The following is a 22,612-nucleotide window of genomic DNA, read 5'->3' as shown; positions in this document are numbered from 1 at the left end:
TAAAATTTTGCGTCAACTAAATCATCACTAAAGTTGCGTGTAATAAATTTCTCGTTGGGCTAGTCTATAGTCAAGAGTCCACAGTCCATAAATCAAAACCTTTAGCTAATGACTAATGACTAATCTAAAGTTTCGTCATTTGAGGAGCAATCATGTTATCTAAAACCTGGAAATTTATTTTGCTGGGAAGTGTGGGTTTATCCTTTATCGTGGGTAATTCGGTCGCATTGGCTCAATATGATGATGGTGTTGTTGTGCCAACTGTACCCGGTTCATCAACATCTACAGATCCAAACTATCCCTATCCGGTAGACACATCAACAAATACATATCCTTCCACTAATGTTAATGGTAACGTCCGGTTTAGCTGTCAGTATATCGGTGGACAGCCTACCGTAGTATATCAACCCCAAAGTCAACCCGGTCAACTCTTTCCTTGGGCAGCACCGAGAAACTTAGGTGGTGGTTGGGATGCTCAAAGAAGATGTCAAGCGATCGCCAGCAGATTAGAAACTTATCGTCCAGATGGCTTGCAAGAACTTCAGGTATCTGTACTTAATAACGAAAATGTCGTTTGTGTCACTACCGATGCAAATCAAAGTTGTCGAATTGTCTTCACAGTACCTCGCAACCAAGACCCCTACACAGTACGTAATAACGTTTTCCAAAACTTAGTCACTGCTGATAACGGTCAACAAACCACAGCCGTTAATACTTACAGAGGAAACAACAATCTGTACAACTTAGGTGGACTTTTAGGTAATCGTAATAATCGCGCGAGTTCATCCAGAAGTGGGATTGACTTGAAACCATACCTTGATTCTAGAGATGGAGGAACAGGCAGAAACTTAAGAAATGGTATAGCTATTCGTCGCCAATCTCCCAATCAATCTACTAATCAAAATCAAGCTCCTGCTCGCCTTAATCCTGATAGATTCCGCTAATTTTGATTGTTATTTTCCTATATGTACATTTATCAAGGGGTGAGCTTTTTGCTCACCCTATTTATTGCTCCAAATCCATTGACAGATACAAGCTCTAAAAGCTAGTTCTGTGTACTACAAAATGCGTAGCAGGATTGTAAATTACGAATTACGAATTACGAATTATTGCCTACACTTTGCCCCTTGAGGAGTAGCGTCTGGATAATAAGTAATAATTGCCTTTTCTTTCCTAACAAAAACTGTAAAGAAAGTTTTCCCAGTATCTTGATCGCGGACATTATAAATACAAGTACCCTCTCTATTACCTTGTTTTTTAAAGATTTGAGTCGCATCTGTCAACATTTCTTCAGCATTGCTGAGATAGCCGTAACCTTTAATCACATCTGTAACCGTCCGGTTCCCTTGCCGTAATACTACGCCTAACGTATAAATCACGCCTGGGACAACTTCTTCTCGTCCCTGATTATTTGGTAAACGTCCACCAATACCCTCTTGTTGTAGCTGTAAATATCTACCATAAAAATGCAAGCCACCAATATCATTAGCGTTATATATTTCCCCACAAAAAATGTGTTCAAAACCCTTACGCTGAAACCAAATATTGGTCAAATCTTCAATAAATTGAGCCTTTTTCTTCCGTCCCGGACGCAATTCACCGCCGCTAACTTTTTGTAGCCTTGCTAAAACATTGGGATAAGTCGATAGCAACTCTTTAAATTTACTAGGATTAACTCTTGTACCAATAGGGCCACAGGTTTTCAATACAGCTTGGTCAAAAGCATTTAATTGGGGTGGTGGTGGTGTAATATCTACTTGTTGCCCTTTAGGAAAACCTACGGGAACAGGGTTATTTTCGTTATCAAAAAAAGGTAATAATCTTTGCTGTGGTTGTGCTTGTGCTTGTAGAATTGGATAAGTCAATAATAAAGCAGCAAAGATACTCAGCACTTTTTGAAACTTATGGTTTGCCATAAATTTAAGTTGAGAATTTTGCTGATAATTTACCACTAAAAAACCAAAGACGCAAAGCAATTTTTACTGCTGTTGCGCCTTGATTAGCTATTCAACAGTTATCAGTTATCAGTGAAAACAACTGTCAACTGTCAACTGTCAACTAATTTTTTTAAACTTTCTTCAACCAGCTAAACATAGCACGTAAGTCTTTACCAACTTCTTCAATTGGGTGTTCAGCTTCTTGACGACGCATGGCAGTAAATCCGGGTTTACCAGATTGGTTTTCTAACACAAATTCCCGTGCAAATTGTCCCGATTGAATTTCGCTGAGAATCTTCTTCATTTCAGCTTTAGTTTGTTCGTTAACAATGCGAGGGCCACGGGTGTAGTCACCATATTCAGCAGTGTTAGAAATGCTATCGCGCATTTTCGCTAAACCGCCTTCTACCACCAAGTCAACAATTAATTTAACTTCGTGTAGACATTCAAAATAAGCGAGTTCTGGTTGATAACCTGCTTCTACTAAGGTTTCAAAACCAGCTTTGATTAAAGCACTCAAACCACCGCACAATACAGCTTGTTCACCAAATAAATCGGTTTCAGTTTCTTCGCGGAAGGTTGTTTCCAAAACACCGCCACGAGTACCACCAATACCTTTAGCATAGGATAATGCGCGATCGCGTGCCTTACCACTAGCATCTTGATAAACCGCAAACAAAGCTGGTACACCTTGACCTTGTTCATAAGTACGTCGTACCAAATGACCAGGGCCTTTTGGCGCTACCATCACTACATCCACATCCGCAGGTGGTACAACTTGCCCAAAGTGAATATTAAAGCCGTGAGCGAAAGCTAAAGTATTCCCTGCTTGCAAATTTGGTTCAATTTCGTTTTTATAAACTGTTTTCTGTACCTCATCAGGTAACAAAATCATGATGAAGTCAGCAACGTTAGCAGCATCCGCCACATTTTTTACAGTCAACCCAGCTGCTTGAGCTTTTTCTGCTGACTTACTACCCGGATATAGACCCACAATCACATTCAAACCACTATCTTTTAAATTTAAAGCGTGGGCATGACCTTGAGAACCATAGCCGATAATTGCAATGGTTTTTCCAGCCAAAAGGTCTAAATTGGCATCTTCGTCATAGTACATCCGGGCCATACAAGCATCTCCTGTCAGCAAGCATCGTTTATTGGCAGGCTTTTGATCTTACCCCAAATTGTGTTACCACGGGTACAAGTAGTTGACAATTGACAATTGACAGTTGACAGTTGACAGTTAACAAATTAAATCTTTCGCACTTCTTCCTCTGTTAGTTTGACATTGACAGCGCTTACTGAGTCTTCAATACTGGAAATTTTACTTGCGCCAGGGATAGGTAATATGGCGCTTGATTTGGCACGTAGCCATGCTAATACAATAGCGTAGACTGATACACCTTTGGCTTTGGCTAATTGGGCGATCGCGGGAATATCTTGTAAATCTTGATGGCGACGACGACCACCAAAGGGACTCCACGGTAAAAATGTTAACCCTTCTTCTTCACAATACGGCAAAACACCATCTTTTTCAGGCTGTCGTTCCCAAGGACTATATTGATTCTGCACTGACACAATCTCTACCACATCCTGCGCCCGTTTAATCTGTTCTACAGAAAAATTGGACACCCCGACAAATCGGATCAAACCTTCCTGTACAGCTTCTTTCACAGGTGTAAGAGAGGCTTCAATAGTATATTCTGGGTCTGGAGAATGGTATTGCCATACATCAATAGGTTTTTCACCGCCCAAAGCTTCAAAACTCACGCGAATGGTTTGCCGTAGGTGTTCTGGATTTCCGTTGCGTGTCCAGCTTTCATTGGGACGCATCAAGCCGCCTTTAGTAGCTACAACCACTTGGCTGATGTCACCTGGATAACTGCTGAGTGCTTTGTGAATCAGTCTTTCATTGTGGTGCTTGTCTGACTCATCCTTGCAATAAGAGTCGGCAGTATCAATAAATGTAATTCCTAAATCTAAGGCACGATGGATAAGTTGAATCGAATCCGACTCTGGAGGTCGATTATATATCGACATTGGCATCCCACCCAAACCGATCGCACTGACAGATACACCTGTTTTTCCTAGCTGTTTAGTTTCCATGCTTCCGCTTTATTTCATAGCGCCACTAACTATCTAATAACTGGTTCAGCTATTTTGACAATCAGCTTGTAGTCATGACTTTAGTCCTGCTTGGAAAACTTATGGCGATCGCATGAGTTAATTGAAGAACTCAAGCCGCTTCTCTAAAAAACCCTGCACGAATGATTTAGTAGATGTTTGTACCCTCTTCAATTACGAATTATGAATTAGTAATTATTGACTCAAGATTGTATCCGTAGGAAGTGTTTGAGAAATTTTTCCTGTGTTTGAATTGACCTTGAGTTGTGTATATTCATTCAGTAAAATTTACAAATGTTATACCGAGTTCTTGGTAGTACAGGGGAAAGAGTTTCGGCAATTGGTTTGGGTGGTTGGCACATTGGTTTAAAGTACGTAGATGAGGAACTAGGTATCCGCATTGTTCACGCAGCCATTGACCGTGGTATCAACTTTATGGATAACAGTTGGGACTATAACGGCGGGATAAGTGAGATACGCATGGGAAAAGCGTTGCGCGGCTACCGTGATCAAGTATTTCTGATGACGAAAATTGATGGACGTTCTAAAAAAGAAGCTACAAAACAATTAGATGAATCACTCAAACGTCTACAAGTCGATCATATTGATCTCGTCCAACATCACGAAATTCTTCGCTATGAAGACCCCCATCGCATTTTTGACGAAGAAGGCGCGAATGCAGCCTTTATAGAGGCGCGTGAAGCCGGGAAAATCAGATATATTGGCTTTACAGGGCATAAAGACCCCCATATTCATCTACATATGTTAGAAGTGGCTTCTGAGCGCGGCTTTAAATTTGATACAGTGCAAATGCCGCTTAATGTTATGGATGCTCACTACCGGAGTTTTGCCAAGTTGGTTTTACCGGAATTAGTTAAACAAAATATTGGCGTTTTAGGGATGAAAAGTTTCGCTAACGGTATTTTGTTAAAGTCAAATACTGTTAAGCCGATTGAATGTCTGCACTACGTTTTGAATCTACCTACATCGGTTTTAATAGCAGGAATTGATAGTATGAATATTCTCGACCAAGCTATAGAAGCAGTGCAGACATTTCAGCCAATGGACGAACAGCAAGTACAGAATCTCTTAGCCAAAACAGCCGCCGCCGCCTCACGCGGAGAGTTTGAACCATTTAAAACCTCATCTATTTTTGATAGTACCGCTCAAAACCCAGCTTGGTTAGGAGAAGAACCGCAGCGTCTGCAAAAGTTAATGCCAAAATAGTTTAGGTATAAGGCATAATAATGCAAAAGCAAAGGCCGTACTAATTTTGAATTATTTTTCTTGATTCAAGACCCATTCCTGGTCGGCGGAACAAATCTAAAATCGCAAATCTAAAATTTTCAAGCTGCATCCCTTTATGGGTGCAGATGTGTAGGGTGTTTTAGGCGTAAGCCGTAACGCATCCAAAGCATCAGGCTACGTGCGTTACGCTGTCGCTAACACACCCTACATATACTTAGATTTTTTCAGAAATCAAATCGGATTCTTATATAAGTTTTATATACATTCCAATTTTGGGATTTAGATATTTTTCCCTTGTTTTGAGCATTGTTTAATGTAATGCTTAAGCTTTATGCGTTAGCCTTCATAAAGCTTATCTTTTAATGCTGGGTGTAAAGATTGGGAATACCTGTAAGTCCACACCCCCATATTCTTGTCAAAATCATTTACTTGTCGTGGTTTCAGTTATTTCCCGTCCCATCGCTTTTAAATAATTAAACAGCAAATAGATGTTTAATAGCTATATTTTTACTAGTTACTGGTAATTTAGCAAAATTTGGCAAAAAATTGCCAAATATATAAGCTAATAATTTTAGTTAAATTAGGATAAGGGAACAGATTGTTTACTTGACATTGGATTATATAATATGGGTTTAAGTAAAAATTGAAGCCTACGTAAATATATTAATAATTTCTGAGACAACGACTAATTTAGAGGTGGAATAAATGATTAAAATAGTCAGCAGTAAATCTGTAGGTATAGGAAATGTCTATGATATTGGTGTTGAGCAGGATCATAATTTTTTAGTTAAAAATGGTTTAGTAGCATCTAATTGTTTCAATAAATCCCATTCAACTGCTTATGGATATGTCACTTATCAAACTGCCTATCTAAAAGCTAATTATCCATTGGAGTATATGGCTGCATTGCTGACGGCTAACAGCAATGATACAGACAAGGTACAGAAATATATTTCCACATGTCTGAGTATGAATATTCAGATAGAACCGCCTGATATCAATCGCTCTGGCGTAGATTTTACACCAGCAGCCGGAAAGATACTATTTGGATTTTCAGCTGTTAGAAATGTGGGACAAAATGCGATCGCCTCAATTTTGGAAGCGAGAAACACAACTGGCGAGTTTAAATCCTTAGCTGATTTTTGCGATCGCGTTGATTTGCGTGCTGTTAATCGCCGCACACTAGAATCATTAATTTACTGTGGAGCTTTTGACAAAATTGAAGCAAATCGTCACCAGTTAATTCAAGATTTAGAATTAGTCTATGATTGGGCGCAATCTCGCGCTAGAGATAGAGCAAGTGGACAAGGAAACCTGTTTGATTTATTAGGAGGATTTGCTTCTACTAATTCCAAAACAGCTAATAATGCCTTTGAAACTGCACCTAAAGCTAAACCTGTGTTAGATTATCCTCCACAAGAAAAGTTACGTTTAGAAAAAGAATTGTTAGGGTTTTATGTATCAGATCATCCTTTAAAATCTCTAAGACAAGTAGCACCACTTTTAACACCTATTAATCTTTCTCAATTATCAGAACAGCGAGAAGACAGCAGATTGTGTGTAATTGTCATGCTTAATGGTGTAAAAAAGGTCATGACAAAGAAAGGCGATGCAATGGCAATTCTGCAAATTGAGGATTTAACATCGCAATCAGAAGCAGTCGTTTTTCCCAAAACCTACGAGCGTATAAATTCTCAACTACAAGTTGATGTCAGATTAATTATTTGGGGTAAAGTAGACCGACGAGACGACCAAACTCAACTAATCGTAGAAGATGCAGAACCAGTAGAAACTTTGCAAATGGTAATGGTAGAACTGCAACCTCAACAAGCCGCTAATATTGAAGAATTACATCGCTTAAAAACCATCCTGCAAGAGCAGTGTGGAGATAAAGAGAAAGCAAAAATGCCTGTGATTGGAATTGTGCAATCTGCAAATTCTCGTCGCTTAGTACGTTTAGGTTGGCAGTTTTGTGTCCAAGATGCTCGTATTACTGTTCAAGCACTGCAAAACGCCAGCTTTCCTGCACAACTGAAACCTCTAATTGGTGGTTCATAAGATTTTAGGAAGATGTAGCTTCAGCTTTCCACAAGGTAATAGACAAAGGAGACAACGAAGAAAGCTGTGGACTGTTGACTATGGACTAATTTCTCCGTATTACTGAGGTCAGATCATCATTAGTTAGACAATTATGTCAACAGTATATTACCGTAGATACTTCTATTTTTTATAGTTTTTTTCGTTACTTATGCGGATGATGTTTTCCTGTATTAAATGGTATCTTTTTATGCCATGAGTCTTGCGGCAAGAGCTAGGGGAAGGAGTTAATACTTTGATGATCGCTAATGATTTAAGTAAATTTGTTTCTTACTGTAAAAAAATTCAACCCCAGACTCAGGAGGACATCAAGCGATTTTTTGAAGGGGTAATTGCTTTTCCTTATGATAAGGAATTGCTTTTGCAAGCTTACCTCTTTTTAAATATCAAAAACTTGTTTCCCTCTTGTTATGAATTGCTCTTGTTTGAAAAGTCTCCAATTGCTGATTATACAGATTTAGGTAAGTGCGATTTTGTCTATTTGACATTTCAAGGTAGTCTGTTTTTAATTGAGACAAAGTTTATTGATACAGAAGCAACCGGCGCAACTGAAAGAAAACGCAGGAACAAGCACAGAAATAAGGTATTTGAGCAGGTAATTACTTTAAAAAGTAGGTTTGGTGAATATTGGGATATTCCCTCTGAACAGTTGGAATGTGGTGTCTTTACTACAGACTCAGAGATTGATTGGCGTGGAAATTGTGTCAATGTGATGACTAAATCTATCTCTATAGATAATTTAGAAAGGTGGCGTAGGAATTATAAGCATAATCATCCATCTTAATTATTCTTAAACATTATGGATCGCGATGTCTACGACGGGCTACGCCTACGCATTCGTAGCATGACAAGGATAGGATATACGATTTATTAACCACAAAGACACAGAGGCACAAAGATATATCGGAAAATTGATACACTTTGCTAGTTTGGTTATTTTATGAGAAGTATGTGTGGGGTAGTATTATCAATACACAGACAATAGTTTTCTAGGTATTTTTTATTACAAAGTATAAGGTAGTAAAAATGCAGCCTTAGTAATTAACATAGCCTGGGGGATTGCGTTTATAAATGCGACCGCCAAATTTAAGCATGTTTATATACTTTGGTAGATTTGGCATCATTAAAAATATATTTAGGTGTATCAACTTCCACTTTTATACTGTATAGTACAATTGTACTTAATGTATAGAAATGCCATTCAGGCTCAGTAGGTTGGCGATAACATCTATGAAACAAATCGAACCTAGCTACAAAACTACCCTCTCCCTGCCATTAATGCTGCCGCAGGTAAAAGTGACAAATGCCATAGTACCGCTACAACCCCAACCAGACACCTTGAACAGTAGGTGGGAGCATTTGATGACTGTTGTGCAACACATTAATCAGATGGCAGTGGAGTTAGAAACAAAGATGTTAGAACTTAAAACCATAGCCAGTAAAATTAATAGCCAACTCAACTCTTTAAATGAGAATGACAACCAATCTGTTATCAACATTTGTCAGTATTCACCTATAAGCGTTCCTTTGGTGAAACAAAAGTCAGATAGAACATTTATGTTAACAACAAGGAAAGTTGACTTATTTAAAGCAGAAAGAGAAGCTGCACAACTAGCGCAGCAACTGCGTCAGCGTACCCACAAGAAAAAAGCTACAGCCAAAAAATATAAAAAAATTAGACATTGAGGAAGCAACCTGCCCCAAAGATCGTTCCACTTTAAGATTGACACACATATACAGCAGGGGTCAGGGAAACACCAGAAGAAAATAACTAGGGACTAATGACTAATGACCAATGACCAATAAACAAATCTTAAAGTTCTGTAGATTACATAACAGTTTACCGCTTTAGCTGTAACAGTTATGCTGATTGAATATGCCATAAAACCCTTGCCATTCTCAGCAAGCAATAGGAACAACTGCTTGTGGAGGCAAAGACGCAGCCTATAAAAAGAGGTTAACAGAAGGTGTTAAGAACACTTTTATTGATTGTCATTGGTTTGTTACCGTCCATGTTCTCCTTGTGGGTAATGCGAAAAGCCCAATCACGGACAAGTTCACGCCTCAGACAAGCAGCAATCAATGTTTCTAGAGCGAGGCTACAGCAAAATCTCAGACCGTTAGAAAGCGATCGCTATTATTTAGAAGGGGTAGGTTACTTAATTGGTGATATCAGTTGCCAGTATAATGCTCGCTCCGGCTATCTCCGTTGTGCCGTCAATCCCAGCGGCCCTTGTCAAGGTTGCCGTTATTATGAACCCAAAGAGTTGGTAAGTAGGGAGTGGGGAATAGGGAGTGGGGAGTAGGGAGCTGACAGGTGTAGGTTTTTTACAAGAGTGTGAGCATTCATTCACGCTTGACAGAAAATAAAAGCAGACTGACAAAGTGAAACAGAGGCTCAAATGCTGAAAAATGAGTACCTCAAACAATGGACAAATATAGTGTCACAGAAAATGCCACATCTGACGTTACCACAAGTGGTAGGGCTGGCAACATGGAGTTTTGGCATAGTGATGACAAGATCAAGTAGCTTGAGCAAAGTGTCAAAATTCATAGCTCAAGTCAACTCAGAAAAGGCAAATACAGTACGTCAAAGATTAAAAGAATGGTATGAGGAAGCCTCTGCCAAAAAAGGGCTTCATCGTCGGACTCTAGATGTAAGTAGTTGTTTTGCGCCATTGCTGTTATGGGTGATCAGTTTGCTACCTACCAATATCAAGCGTATTGCGCTAGCACTAGACGCAACCAGTATCGGCAATAAGTTTGTAGTCTTATCAGTAAACATACTCTTGGCGGGTTGTGGAATCCCGATAGCATGGTGTGTGGTCAAAGCACATGAGCCAGGAAGTTGGAAAGGGCATTGGCACAATCTGCTCACAGCAATCAAAGATGCCATCCCAACTGAGTTTGATGTCATAGTCACTGCTGACAGAGGACTGTATGCTTGTTGGTTGTATGAATTGATTGTGGCTGCTGGCTGGCATCCGTTTTTACGTATTAACCATCAAGGAACTTATCGCCTGCCATCTGGGAATACATGGCATCCACTAAAAGATGTGGTTTGTACCCCTGGAACATCTTGGTCAGGTCGAATTATTTGCTTTGTCACCAATCCCGTTGAATGTACATTGCTTGCCCGTTGGGATTTTGGTTACAAAGACCCTTGGTTGATTTTGACTGACCTTGAACCCATGAGCGCCTCTGCACTCTGGTACGGTTTACGTCCTTCTACAGAATGTGTTTATCGGGATGTCAAAGGAGATGGTTGGGATTGGCATCATACTCGTTTGCTCTCACCACAACGTGCTGAACGTTTGTGGTTAGCCATCGCTGTTGCCACTCTTTGGATGGTGATGCTGGGGGGCGAAGCGGAAAATCAATCTTCTCCCCCAACTCTCGAACAACTTCCACCTCGACATGTTGTCTTTTCTCAGCCTTTCCACCTTCATCCTCAGCGTCAGATTTCTTGTTTTTTGTTAGGCCTGTTGACCCTGATTGCTGATTTACTCAACCATCTTCCTATTCATCTTCCCAGTTTGCTTTTCCTCATACTCCTGTTGACGATTTCTTTTGCTTCAATTCCTCCTAATTGTAAAAAACCTACACCTGTCAGGTGGGGGGATGGGGGAGATAGGGAAGCAGAGGAGCAGGGGAGAATAACTGTTGACTATGGACTAATGACTAATGACTAATGACCAATCTTGGTAGAGTGAGAGTATAAACAAAAAATAAACTCGCCAGATATATACGGCAGAACATGGGCAGTATTTGGGAATTAGATTTTTACTCTCGTCCGATTTTGGACGAAAATCAGAAAAAAGTTTGGGAAGTTTTAATTTGTGAAAGCCCCACAGATGTTCGGACAAATACGGACACCTTATTTCGCTTTGCAAAATATTGTCCTAATACGGAGGTAAATTCTGTTTGGTTAAAGACAGCTATCCAAGAGGCTATTAGCAAAGCTGGAGAAGCGCCAAACAAAATCCGCTTTTTCCGCCGCCAAATGAATAACATGATTGTTAAGGCTTGCGAGGATGCAGGCATTTCCGCCATGCCTAGTCGGCGTATTTTGATGCTTTATGAATGGCTCCAGCAGCGCATGGAAGAGGTTTATCCTCAAGAACCAGGTTATCAAGGAGGCACAAATCCCTCGGTACGTTTGGACAGTCCTCTACCCCAACGCTTACCTGATGCCTTAGAAGGGCAAAAATGGGTATTTGTTTCTTTGTCGGCTGCGGAATTAGCAGAAATGTCAGAGTGGGACATTGGCTTTACCGAAGCATTCCCTTTAAATTTGGCTCAGGTATCTCCCGAAACACGCATTCCTGGTGTGTTAATTTTCTCCCCTAGAGCCTTACCCATAGCCGGCTGGATGTCTGGCTTAGAATTGGGCTTTTTGAGAGTAGATACCAGTCAAGGAACAAGATTACTTTTAGAAACTGGTGCTACAGAAAGCTGGATTTTAGCCAATATCAAGAATCCTTCCGTTTTAGAAGAAGCCCAAGGTTTTGAAACCGCCAAACAAAAAGCTAAAGGTGTACATTTCATCGGGGTACAGTCCGACTCCCAAGCAGAATCTTTTGCGGGATTTTGGCTCTTACAAGAGGTGGGTTTGCCTTAATTGGGGTGGGGGGAGTAGGGGGAGATGTGGTTCTCCCATTCCCGATTCCCTTTTAAATTGCTGAGAAAGACCAAGGATTTGGGATAATTATCTGCGTCCGTCTGAAATGTACGCGGATAGTTACCAATGATTTGGGATAATGATCTGCGTCTGTTGCCAGTTCAAAATCCACAGTCCACAATTCACCGAGGGTCATGGGTTCTGAAAATTTATCACAAGATACGCTAGCAGAACAACTGCTGGAACTAGCTATCAAATCGGGAGCGGAAGCGGCTGAAGTATATCAGTCGCGATCGCTTTCTCGTCCAGTATTTTTTGAGGCTAATCGACTCAAACAGCTAGAAACCAGCCAATCTGAAGGTACGGCACTGCGTCTATGGCGCAAAGGTCGCCCAGGACTCACGGTAGCTTATGGTTCGGTGGAACCACAAGCAATGGTGGAACGCGCTCTAGCTTTGAGCGAACTTAACCAACCAGAACCTGTGGAATTGATAAGCAACTCTCAGCCATCCTATCCAGATTTGGGTGAGGCTGTAGCTGTAGAGGTTTTAGTTAATTGGGGAAAAGAAGCGATCGCCCTCATCCGCAACAACTATCCAGATGTACTCTGTAATAGTGATTGGGAATGTGATGTGGAAACTACTAGGCTGATCAACACCCAAGGTTTAGATTGTTACTACAACGATACCACCCTCAGTTGTTATATGTCCGCCGAGTGGGTGCGCGGTGACGATTTTTTAAGTGTTTCTGATGGACAAACCCAGCGCGACTACTTAGACCCAGAGAAACTAGCATATCAAATTTTACAAAGGTTAGCATGGGCAAAAGAAAACGTCCCACCTCCTAACGGTCGCGTTCCCGTCTTATTTACCTCCAAAGCGGCGGATATGCTTTGGGGTACGGCACAAGCAGCTTTGAATGGCAAACGTGTCCTAGAAGCTGCCTCTCCTTGGGCAGAACGCTTAGGTAAAGAGATAATTGCCCCCAGCCTTACCCTTTACCAAGACCCCCAAGCAGGGCCTTACAGTTGCCCTTTTGACGACGAAGGTACACCGACTCAATCGTTGGTATTTATCGAACAAGGCATATTACAGAATTATTATTGCGATCGCACCACTGGAAGAAAACTCTCGAATGGTACTACTGGAAATGGTTTTCGCCCAAGTTTAGCCAGCTATCCCACCCCTGGCTTATTTAACTTCTTGATTAAACCTGGTTCTGCATCCCTTAAAGAACTAATTCAAAAAATCGATGATGGTTTAATCGTGGATCAAATGCTTGGTGGTAGTAGTGGTATATCTGGTGACTTTTCCATCAATATCGAACTAGGGTATAGAGTCCAGAAAGGTCAAGTCATTGGTCGCGTTAAAGATACAATGGTCGCAGGTAATGTTTATACTGCTCTCAAGCAAGTAGAATTAGGTAGTGATGCCGATTGGAACGGTTCTTGTTATACCCCATCGTTAATTGTTGAAGGACTATCGACGACTGGGAGAAATAACTAGGGAGTAGAAGAAGCAGGGGTGCAAGGGGGAAAAACGCACTGACTGTTGACCCTTAAGGGTATGCCTTCTCTACGAGAGGCTGCGCCAACGGCACGCCAAGGGCGAACGCCAGTTCCCTACGGCGGGAAACCCGCTTACAGGACTGGCTCACTATGGACTGTTGACTATGGACTAATGACTAATGACTAATGACCAATGACAACTGACCATTATGTACTTTCGCAGTTGGTTGCAGCCTAGACGGGGTTTAGCGATCGCAGAAGCTTGTGTTATTGGGATTGTAGCTGCTTTATCTGCGGTATTTCTCAAAGTCAGTTCAGGATTTTTAGGGGCATGGCGAGTTCATAGTTCTCATATTTTGCCTGCTTGGTTAGTCTTACCAATCATAGGTCTATGTTTTGGGTATTTGGCTGGTTTATTGGTGGAAAGATTAGCACCAGAGGCTGGTGGGAGTGGGATTCCTCAAGTCAAAGCCACCCTGGCAAATATACCCATGAAATTGTCGTGGCGGGTAGCAATAATTAAGTTACTAAGTGCCATTATTGTCTTAGGTTCGGGAATGACACTGGGAAGGCAAGGCCCGACAGTACAGGTAGGGGCAGGTTTGGCGGCGGGGATGAGTCGTTTGGTTCCTACATCTCCCGACCATCGGCGACAAATGATAGCGGCTGGTGCTGGTGCTGGTTTAGCGGCTGCGTTTAACGCTCCGATCGCGGGTGTATTATTTATTATTGAGGAATTACTACAAGATTTATCAGGATTAACTCTAGGAACTGCGATTATTGCCTCGTTTATTGGTGGCGTAGTTTCCAGATTATTGGGTGGTCGCAGTCTAAATTTAAACATAGAGTTACTTTACTACTCTAGCCGTTTTTCTTTTCCAGAAATCCCTTTCTTTCTGCTTTTAGGAGTTTTAGCCGGGCTATTTGGTGCATTATTCAATCGCGGATTAATTTTTAGCCTGCAATTTTACCGGAATCTGCATATTAGCTTACCTTTACGGGTCGCTTTAGCTGGTTTAGTTTCTGGGGTTGTCGTGTCTCTGTTGCCAGAGTCTTTCCGTAATCATGCTGCGTTGAGAGAATATGTAATTACCAGTGATTTAAAACCAACATTTGCGGCGATCGCATTTATTTCTCAGTTTATTCTCACTTTAATAGCCTTTGGTTCTGGCGCACCTGGAGGATTATTCGCCCCTAGTCTCATTTTGGGTTCCGCTTTAGGACATTTGGTAGGGGTATTTGCCTACTATGTGTCGGGAGGCGGTTCTCCTGCTACCTATGCTTTAGCAGGGATGGGAGGATTTTTTAGTGCCGTTTCTAAAGTACCAATCACCGCAATAGTGATTGTCTTTGAAATGACCACTGACTTTAACCTAGTTTTACCTTTGATGATAGTAGCTGTAACTGCTTACTTGGTAGCAGAAAAGGTAGTACCTGGCTCACTGTATGAAAAATTATTATCTTTAAATGGGATTACTCTAAATAAACAAATGTCGGTGGAAGGGGTATTAACTAGACTGACGGCAAAAGAGGTAATGCAGCAGAGGGTAGAAACTTTAGACGCAGACATGACCCTAGAAGAAGCCAAACAAGCTTTTGCTAACTCTCATCACAGGGGTTTTCCAGTAGTTGAAGATAATAAATTAGTAGGAATTATTACGCAATCAGATTTAACCAAAAGCCTCAGTCGTCATCCAGACAGTAATCCCCCTTTACGGGAAATTATGACCGCCAATCCTATGACGGTGACACCTAGACATAACTTAAGTAACGTATTGTATCTACTAGACCGCTATCAAATCAGCCGCTTACCCGTTGTCGAAGGGCAGAAATTGATCGGCATTATTACGCGTGCAGATATTATTAAAGCAGAAGCAGAGCATCTTAACGGGGAAAACCCCAACCCAGCAACACAAGCAGAACCATCTTATGTAGTTTACCAAACCCGCAGTCCTAGTACTGGCAGAGGTAGATTATTAGTACCAGTCGCCAACCCCGAAACCGCCGCCACCTTATTAAAAATGGCAGCCGCTATTGCCCGCGATCGCCATTATGAAATAGAGTGTGTGCAAATAATGTTAGTCTCCCGCCACACTTCCCCATCCGAAACCACTGTCCGCACCGCCAAAAGCCGCCGCCTGCTGCGACAAGCAGAAGTATTAGCTAAAAAGTGGCGTATTCCCGTACATACTCAAATTAGAGTCGCCCATGACCCCGCACAAGCAATAATAGAAACCATTGAAGAACGACACATAGACCTCATCCTCATGGGTTGGAAGGGCAACACATCCACCCCCGGACGTATATTCGGTAACATTGTAGACATCATCATCCGCCAAGCCACCTGTGACGTAGTGCTAGTAAAGCTAGGCACTCAACAATCAACAGTCAAATCTCCCTCATCTTCCGCCACTCCCCACTCCCCACTCCCCACTCCCCAATTTAATCGCTGGCTAGTACCAATGGCTGGTGGCCCCAACGCCAGGATAGCTATTAAATTGTTACCAGCTTTAGTTACTTTAGGAAATGAACCGCAAATTCGTCTAACTAGGATATTTAAACCCCTAGATTTAAAACCAGATATGACAGTTCTAGAACAAGCTATTCGTCAATTAATGCGTAGTCGTCAATTATCTAGCACTGTAATTGCTGCGCCAGTACAAGCTGATTCAGTTGTCGAAGGTGTAATTAAGCTGGTAAAAACCGAGGGTTATGATGTAGTAGTTTTAGGTGCTTCCCGTGAAGGCTTATTACAACAAGCTATCCAAGGTAATATTCCAGAGGCGATCGCTTCTGGTGTAGATAGTACAGTGATTTTGGTGAGAGGGGCAATTGATAGTTAGTCAATAGTCAATAGTCAATAGTCAATAGTTATTCTCCTCTGCTTCCCCACTCCCTAATTTCCCATAGGCCAAATTTTTATCGTATTATCTTCGCTACCACTGACTAAGTTTGCACCGTCATGGGTAAAAGCTACAGATGTGACTGTATTTTCATGCCCTTCTAGGGTGCGAATTTCTTCGCCTGTTGCTAAATTCCACAACTTGATTGTCTGGTCACGGCTGGCACTGGCTAGGGTGTTACCATCGGGATTAAAAGCAACTGATGTGACTGTTTCTGTACTTCCTTTTAAGGTGAGAAGCCTTGTACCTGCGGCTACATTCCAAATTTTGATCGTGCGATCGCGGCTGGCGCTGGCTAAGGTGTTACCATCAGGGCTAAAGGCAATTGATGTGACTGTTTCACCATGTCCGGCTAGGGTGTGAATTAGGTTTCCAGTTTCTAAATTCCAAATTTTAATAGTTTTATCAAAGCTACCACTCGCTATATTGACACCATCAGGGCTAATAGCAACGGAACGCACCCAAAATGTATGTCCAGTGAGTGTTGTGATGAGTCTTCCCGAAGCTAAATTCCAGACTTTGACGGTGTTATCATCGCTACCACTAACTAAGGTTTTGCCGTTGGGACTGATAGCAACGGTATGAACTGCGTCGTTGTGTCCTTCTAGGGTACGAATGACTTTGCCAGTTTTGAGGTTCCAAACTTTGATAGTGTTATCATCACTGGCGCTAACTAGGGTTTTACCATCAGGGCTAAAGACAACAGCATTAACTTTACCAGAATGCCCATTGAGGGTAGAGATTTCTTCACCTGTAGCTAACTGCCAAATCTTAATAGTGCGATCGCCCCCACAACTAGCTATGATTTGACCATTAGGACTAATTGCAAGGGAAATATAGGGGTTTTCACCGCTTGGGAGAGTATTTGGTAGAGAAATGGTTCTTAATGTGGGCTTCTGCGACTTGACTATCACCATTTCGCTAGACTTGTGCTGAGTTAACCTTGAGGATAAACTGCTGTAAATGCGCCGATATTGGCTAACCCAAGATTCGCTAAAACCAAATAGCAATACTAAAGCACTCAGCAAAACTAAGCTTCTGACTAAGGTATATTTTTTAGGCAACTTAGCTACATAAGTTGTCTGAGGTATGGGGAATTTGCCAGATGTTTGTCCGGCGGCTGGTAAGGCTAGGGGCTGTTTGGGAGTAATATCTTGGATGACTTCATCAGCCGATATGTAGCGGTGCTTGAGGTCTTTTTGCAGCAGCTTGTCCATTACGTGATCTAATTCTGGTGTCAAGGGACTGCGTAAATATTGCCGCCAATTAGATACCCAGCTATAACCATGTTCCATCCATAATTGGAAGGGTGAAACACTAGTCATTAAGTGAAAACAGGTAGCTCCCAAAGCGAACAAATCACTAGCAGCATAAGCTTTACCATCACGAATTTGTTCTAGTGGTGAGTAACCATGTGAACCGATGGATGTGCCGAAATTCTGCACGTTGGCAGTTAATTGTTTAGAGGAACCAAAATCGATAAGATTTAATCTGCCATCAGTGCGACACCTGATAATGTTTTCAGGTTTAATGTCTCGATGAATGACACCGCGATCATGGACAAATTTGAGAACGGGGAGTAAATCTAACAAAATCGCTTGAATTTCCCCTGGTCGATAGTTCTTACGTTGCTGTAACTCTTTTAAAAGATTCTGTCCATTAATAAACTGTTGCACCAAATACAAACAGTTATCTTGCTCAAAGTAAGCCAACAAGGTGGGAATTTGCGGATGTTCGCCAAGTTCTTGTAAGCGCTTGGCTTCCTCAGCAAACAATTCCACTGCCTTTTTTTGTGACCAAGTACCTTGAAATTTTGGTGCTAGTTGCTTAATTACACAGGGTTCATTTAATTTATCTTTATCCTCTGATAGATAAGTTCTGCCAAATCCTCCTTCATCAGAAAGTACACGAATGACACGAAAGCGGTTTCTTAAAAGCGGTACTAAGGTAGTACCACAGGATTTACACGAGTGTTTTCCATCAGAGTTTAATGGATTTGGGCAATCTGGATTTAAGCAGCAGATCATGTTCTGACAGTTGCGGCTGCATGAAAATTTATATGAGTCAGTTGTCAGTTGTTTTACAAACTGGCCTTACTTTGGTAGATAACACTGACCTGAATATCATCAATCTTGGTAAATGCAACAATCTTGCTCAGTACAGCAAAACTTAGAGAGCTACACAGTTAATTATTCTCCAGATTATAGAATATTCCGAATTGAACTGAAGAATGGCAGGGGCGTACAGATATGAAATTTATTGGTGTTGATTTGGGTTGGAAGTCTCAACCAAGTGGACTATGTTGTTTACAATTCATTGATGGGAAACTAGAGATACTTGATTTAGATCGGCAAGATGCGATCGCTCACATTTTCACCTGGATTGATACTTGGGTACAACCAAACGAAAGCGCACTCATCGCTGTAGATGCGCCTACCCTCATCCCTAACCCTACAGGTAGCCGTCTTCCTGACAAACTCACACACAAATATTTTGGTAAATATCACGCCGGCTGTTACCCAGCAAATCAAGGTCTACCCTTTGCCGATCGCACCATTAATTTTGGCTTAGAATTAGAATCCCGTGGTTTCGTCCATGCACCGACAATCGAACCACAAAAATTAGGCAGATATCAAATTGAAGTCTTTCCCCATCCCGCAATAGTAAATTTATTCAACTTAGACCGTATCCTCAAATATAAAAAAGGGCGCATCAGTGAGTGCCGCTTAGAATTAGTCAGACTATATCAATATATTGTGGATATTCTACCCACCTTTGAGCCTGCTTTGTGTATAAAAAAGTTATCCATTAGTGAAATCCCCCATACAGGTACAGCACTCAAAGCTGCCGAAGATAAACTAGATAGCTTAATCTGTGCCTACATAGCTGCGTACTGGTGGTATTGGGGAGAACAACGTAACTTAGTTTTAGGCGATCGCACCACGGGTTACATTGTGATTCCAAAAACGGGGAATGGAGAGTAGGGGGAGATAAAGAAGAAGTTCTACTTATCTTGTCTCCCTCATCTCCCCCACTCCCTACTCTCTACTCCCTACTCCCCAATTATTCCGCCCAAGCAATCAACCTGGGTTCATAAGGATTAGACAGATGCGGGTGTTGGGGTAACACACGCAACGACAAACCCTGTAAACCAGAGGCAGTGTAAAGGATATTAGCTGTGTACACACTCAACCCTCCGCTATCCTGTCCTTGATAATCCATCACTACAGGTATAGCGTTGACTATATCCCCGTTAGCATCAATCGCACCTTGATATAGTTCGACTTGTACATCATCATTGGTTAAAGTTGCCAAGTCTACCTTAGCTTTGACAGCAACGGTTTGATTAACTTCGATATCTGCGCCTGCGGATACATCGATATCTTTAATTTTGATATTAAACCAGTGGTCACTAAGGGTTGCTTTCCAATTTGCCAATTCCTTAGCTGGCGCATAATTATCGGATGTTAAGGTATAGTAGCGATCGCTTGCTGGGAAGTAAGCCCGTTGTGCATATTCTCGCACCATCCGCGCTGTATTAAAAAATGGACAGTTTAAGCGGATAGCGTCCTTCATTTTCGCTACCCAAGGTCTAGGTAAACCATCGACATCGCGGTGGTCGTAAAATAGGGGTACGACTTCTTTTTCCAGTAAATCGTAGAGGGCATTGGCTTCTACTTCATCTTGGTAGTTGGGGTCTTCGTAATTCTCCCCATGTCCTATAGCCCAGCCGGTGCGGACATAATCAGCTTCATCCCACCAACCATCTAACACACTCAGGTTAGGTAAGCCATTCATTGCAGCTTTCATCCCGCTTGTACCCGATGCTTCTCTAGGACGGCGGGGTGTGTTTAACCAGATATCACAACCAGCTACCATCAGCCGGGAAATATGAATGTCGTAGTTGGGAACAAACACGACTTGTTTTTCTAAATGTTGTTCACGGATAAAGTGATTAATTTCGCGGATGAGTTCTTTTCCGGGGATATCTTTCGGGTGGGCTTTACCAGCAATAACAAATTGTACCTTGCGGTTTTTGTCGGCTAATAAAATGCGTCTAATCCTTTCAATGTCGCGCATCCACAGGGTAGCACGTTTGTATGTGGCAAAGCGCCGGGCAAAACCAATAGTTAACGCATTGGGGTCGAGGACTTCCTGGGCTTGGACAATATCGGAAGGAGAAGCACCGCGATCGCGCAAATGTTTGACTAAATGCTCACGCACATACAATATCATGTCCAAGCGGCAACGTTCGTGATTGCGCCACAACTCCTCATCAGGAATTGCGTCCATCCGTTCCCACAATTGGTTATCTGATGGTACTGATGACCAATTTGGCCCCAAATAGCGATCGTATAATTCTTGGGTTGACTTAGCAACGCAACTACGCGCATGGACACCGTTAGTAATGGCTGTGATAGGTACTTCCTCCACAGGAACCTTTTTCCACAAGCCTTGGAACATTTGCCGGGAAACAACACCGTGTAACTGGGCGACACCATTAGAAAATGTTGCCATCTTCAACGCCAACACCGCCATACTAAACGGCCCAGACAAATCACCTGTATTTTCCCGTCCCAGCCCTAAAAATTGCTCTTTGGGTAAGCCAAAGATATCTGCATAATAACCAAGGTAATACAGAATTTTATCAGGTGGGAATAGGTCAATCCCGGCTGGTACTGGGGTATGTGTGGTAAAGATATTACTAGAACTCACCACCTGTTTAGCTGTCGCATAACTCAGACCTTCTTGCTGAATCAACAAGCGGATGCGTTCTAAGGCTGAGAAGGCGGCATGACCTTCATTCATGTGGTAAGCAGTCACCTTATAGCCCAAGGCTTTCAACATTTGCACACCACCAATACCCAACATGATTTCTTGGTGGATACGCATATCGATATCGCCGCCATAGAGTTGGTCGGTGATGTCTTGGTCGTAGGGATTATTCGGTTCAATGTTGGTATCCATCATATACAGGGGTACAGTTCCCACCTGTACACGCCAAACTCTGGCGTAAATCTTGCGTCCTGGATATTCTACCGCAATCCGCAGTTCTGAACCGTCGGCATTGCGTTCTAGGTGCAAAGGCATATTATAGAAATCGTTAATCGGGTAACGTTCTTGCTGCCAGCCGTCGGCATTGAGATATTGAGCAAAATAGCCTTGCTGGTACAATAAACCCACACCGACCAAGGGTAGTCCTAAATCACTAGCTGATTTTAAGTGATCTCCCGCTAGAACCCCCAAACCGCCAGAATAAACGGGCAGACAATCTACCAACCCAAACTCCGCCGAAAAATAGGCGAAACATTCTTTTGGTGTCTGATGACGCTGCTTCTTATACCAACTACGTTCCTGTAAATATTCCTCTAGTTGGCGATCGGCACGATCTAGCTGTGCCAGGAAACCTTCATCTTCTACGACTTCCAAAAGCCGCCCTTGACTGATTGTACCCAACATTAATACAGGGTTATGATGGCTAGACTCCCATAAATCTGGGTCTAAGCGACGAAATAAATCTTTAGTCTCGACGTTCCAATCCCAATGTAAATTATACGCCAGTCGCCGCAACGGTTCTAGTCGCGTCGGCAAGGAAGGAGATACATTGAATGTACGAATTGGCTGCATAGGTTAGCAAGGCTCCTAGTTTAGCTATGGCTATTGTTGACTGTCTTTTCCCAATGTTGCCAATTCTTTATACTAAGTTTGTAAAATTCCCATGACTTTGTTAAGGGATGAAAATTTTCCTAGCTATGCTTGGTAAACTTTGTGTCATAGGCATTTTTACTGCATCTCAGATTACATATACTTGTATCTCAAGTTAGAAAATCTCAATATTTTTTTAAGAAATCAAGATAAAGAGTTTAAGGGTTAGCTATTAACAATAGATACCGATTTCATCGTACGCAAATGTAATTCCAGTGTATGGAAGCTAAATTTACGTAGATGGAGTGACAAATAATTCATGTTTTTACACCTACGGAAGTAACTTATGTCCGTATATAAGCGGTCTCTAAATATTCGTCTAAATTAATTAAGTATCGCTTCACCTAATATTTACCTTTTCTTAAACTTGCATGATTACTATTGACCATGAATACATTTAAAAAACACTCACTGGGAATGAGAGAAAGGTTTGCTTGCTAACAATCCTTTGAATTAGATACATATCAAG

Annotated in this window: 18 protein-coding genes; 12 read left to right on the top strand and 6 right to left on the bottom strand. The window is 41.8% G+C overall.

The window, feature by feature from the left end:
* Positions 1-152 precede the first annotated feature (152 nt).
* Positions 153-944, top strand: a complete 792-nt coding sequence (locus tag NSMS1_RS17885; protein ID WP_224086098.1) for a COP23 domain-containing protein — start codon at positions 153-155, stop codon at positions 942-944.
* A gap of 162 nt (positions 945-1,106) precedes the next feature.
* Here NSMS1_RS17885 and NSMS1_RS17880 read toward each other — a convergent pair whose 3' ends face one another.
* The 3 genes from NSMS1_RS17880 to NSMS1_RS17870 all read right to left on the bottom strand — a co-directional run bounded on the left by NSMS1_RS17880 (position 1,107) and on the right by NSMS1_RS17870 (position 4,043).
* Positions 1,107-1,916: an EndoU domain-containing protein gene (locus tag NSMS1_RS17880; protein ID WP_224086097.1), complete on the bottom strand. Its 810-nt coding sequence runs from the start codon at positions 1,914-1,916 to the stop codon at positions 1,107-1,109.
* Positions 1,917-2,067: 151 nt separating this feature from the next.
* Positions 2,068-3,063 (bottom strand): ketol-acid reductoisomerase, encoded by a 996-nt coding sequence (gene ilvC / locus NSMS1_RS17875; protein ID WP_224086095.1) that lies wholly within the window; start codon positions 3,061-3,063, stop codon positions 2,068-2,070.
* 125 nt (positions 3,064-3,188) lie between these two features.
* Positions 3,189-4,043 (bottom strand): aldo/keto reductase, encoded by an 855-nt coding sequence (locus NSMS1_RS17870; RefSeq protein WP_224086094.1) that lies wholly within the window; start codon positions 4,041-4,043, stop codon positions 3,189-3,191.
* A 312-nt stretch (positions 4,044-4,355) separates the two neighbouring features.
* Here NSMS1_RS17870 and NSMS1_RS17865 point away from each other — a divergent pair, with 312 nt between their 5' ends.
* The 7 genes from NSMS1_RS17865 (at position 4,356) to NSMS1_RS17835 (ending at position 12,027) form a co-directional block, all read left to right on the top strand.
* Positions 4,356-5,288 carry an aldo/keto reductase gene (locus tag NSMS1_RS17865; RefSeq protein ID WP_224086092.1) on the top strand — a complete coding sequence of 311 codons (933 nt, stop codon included), beginning with the start codon at positions 4,356-4,358 and terminating at the stop codon, positions 5,286-5,288.
* Between the two features lie 726 nt (positions 5,289-6,014).
* Positions 6,015-7,367 carry an OB-fold nucleic acid binding domain-containing protein gene (locus NSMS1_RS17860; protein WP_224086090.1) on the top strand — a complete coding sequence of 451 codons (1,353 nt, stop codon included), beginning with the start codon at positions 6,015-6,017 and terminating at the stop codon, positions 7,365-7,367.
* Between the two features lie 277 nt (positions 7,368-7,644).
* Positions 7,645-8,190: a hypothetical protein gene (locus NSMS1_RS17855; protein ID WP_224095266.1), complete on the top strand. Its 546-nt coding sequence runs from the start codon at positions 7,645-7,647 to the stop codon at positions 8,188-8,190.
* A 446-nt stretch (positions 8,191-8,636) separates the two neighbouring features.
* Positions 8,637-9,092, top strand: coding sequence for a hypothetical protein (locus NSMS1_RS17850; RefSeq protein WP_224086088.1), 456 nt, complete (start codon positions 8,637-8,639; stop codon positions 9,090-9,092).
* 281 nt (positions 9,093-9,373) lie between these two features.
* Entirely contained in the window at positions 9,374-9,712 is a 339-nt protein-coding gene (locus tag NSMS1_RS17845; protein ID WP_224086086.1) for a DUF6464 family protein, read from the top strand.
* A 96-nt stretch (positions 9,713-9,808) separates the two neighbouring features.
* The gene (locus NSMS1_RS17840; RefSeq protein WP_224086084.1) at positions 9,809-11,098 is read left to right on the top strand and encodes an endonuclease; all 1,290 of its coding nucleotides are present in this window, start codon (positions 9,809-9,811) and stop codon (positions 11,096-11,098) included.
* A gap of 65 nt (positions 11,099-11,163) precedes the next feature.
* Positions 11,164-12,027: a Tab2/Atab2 family RNA-binding protein gene (locus NSMS1_RS17835; RefSeq protein WP_224086083.1), complete on the top strand. Its 864-nt coding sequence runs from the start codon at positions 11,164-11,166 to the stop codon at positions 12,025-12,027.
* A 52-nt stretch (positions 12,028-12,079) separates the two neighbouring features.
* On the opposite strand, the gene NSMS1_RS17830 is transcribed toward NSMS1_RS17835, so the two are convergent.
* A complete protein-coding gene (locus NSMS1_RS17830; RefSeq protein WP_171843551.1) occupies positions 12,080-12,223 on the bottom strand; it encodes a hypothetical protein in 144 nt (47 codons plus the stop codon).
* Here NSMS1_RS17830 and NSMS1_RS17825 point away from each other — a divergent pair.
* From NSMS1_RS17825 to NSMS1_RS17820, 3 genes are read left to right on the top strand one after another with little or no spacing between them, the layout of a single operon-like run.
* A complete protein-coding gene (locus NSMS1_RS17825) occupies positions 12,222-13,532 on the top strand; it encodes a TldD/PmbA family protein (protein ID WP_224086082.1) in 1,311 nt (436 codons plus the stop codon). The two genes, NSMS1_RS17830 and NSMS1_RS17825, sit on opposite strands and share 2 nt — an antisense overlap.
* Before the next feature lie 60 nt (positions 13,533-13,592).
* The gene (locus tag NSMS1_RS35135) at positions 13,593-13,721 is read left to right on the top strand and encodes a hypothetical protein (RefSeq protein ID WP_263432518.1); all 129 of its coding nucleotides are present in this window, start codon (positions 13,593-13,595) and stop codon (positions 13,719-13,721) included.
* 22 nt (positions 13,722-13,743) lie between these two features.
* Positions 13,744-16,377, top strand: coding sequence for a chloride channel protein (locus NSMS1_RS17820; protein WP_224086080.1), 2,634 nt, complete (start codon positions 13,744-13,746; stop codon positions 16,375-16,377).
* 53 nt (positions 16,378-16,430) lie between these two features.
* On the opposite strand, the gene NSMS1_RS17815 is transcribed toward NSMS1_RS17820, so the two are convergent.
* Positions 16,431-18,464, bottom strand: a complete 2,034-nt coding sequence (locus NSMS1_RS17815) for a serine/threonine-protein kinase (RefSeq protein WP_224086079.1) — start codon at positions 18,462-18,464, stop codon at positions 16,431-16,433.
* 222 nt (positions 18,465-18,686) lie between these two features.
* Here NSMS1_RS17815 and NSMS1_RS17810 point away from each other — a divergent pair, with 222 nt between their 5' ends.
* Positions 18,687-19,421, top strand: coding sequence for a DUF429 domain-containing protein (locus tag NSMS1_RS17810; protein ID WP_224086077.1), 735 nt, complete (start codon positions 18,687-18,689; stop codon positions 19,419-19,421).
* 79 nt (positions 19,422-19,500) lie between these two features.
* Here the strand turns inward: NSMS1_RS17810 and glgP are convergent, their stop codons facing one another.
* Positions 19,501-22,065: an alpha-glucan family phosphorylase gene (gene glgP, locus NSMS1_RS17805; protein WP_224086076.1), complete on the bottom strand. Its 2,565-nt coding sequence runs from the start codon at positions 22,063-22,065 to the stop codon at positions 19,501-19,503.
* Between the last annotated feature and the right edge of the window lie 547 nt (positions 22,066-22,612).

Source organism: Nostoc sp. MS1, from assembly GCF_019976755.1.
Classification (GTDB): Bacteria; Cyanobacteriota; Cyanobacteriia; order Cyanobacteriales; family Nostocaceae; genus Trichormus.
Note: the sequence above shows the minus strand (reverse complement) of the source record. Positions and strands in the feature narration are given on the sequence as shown.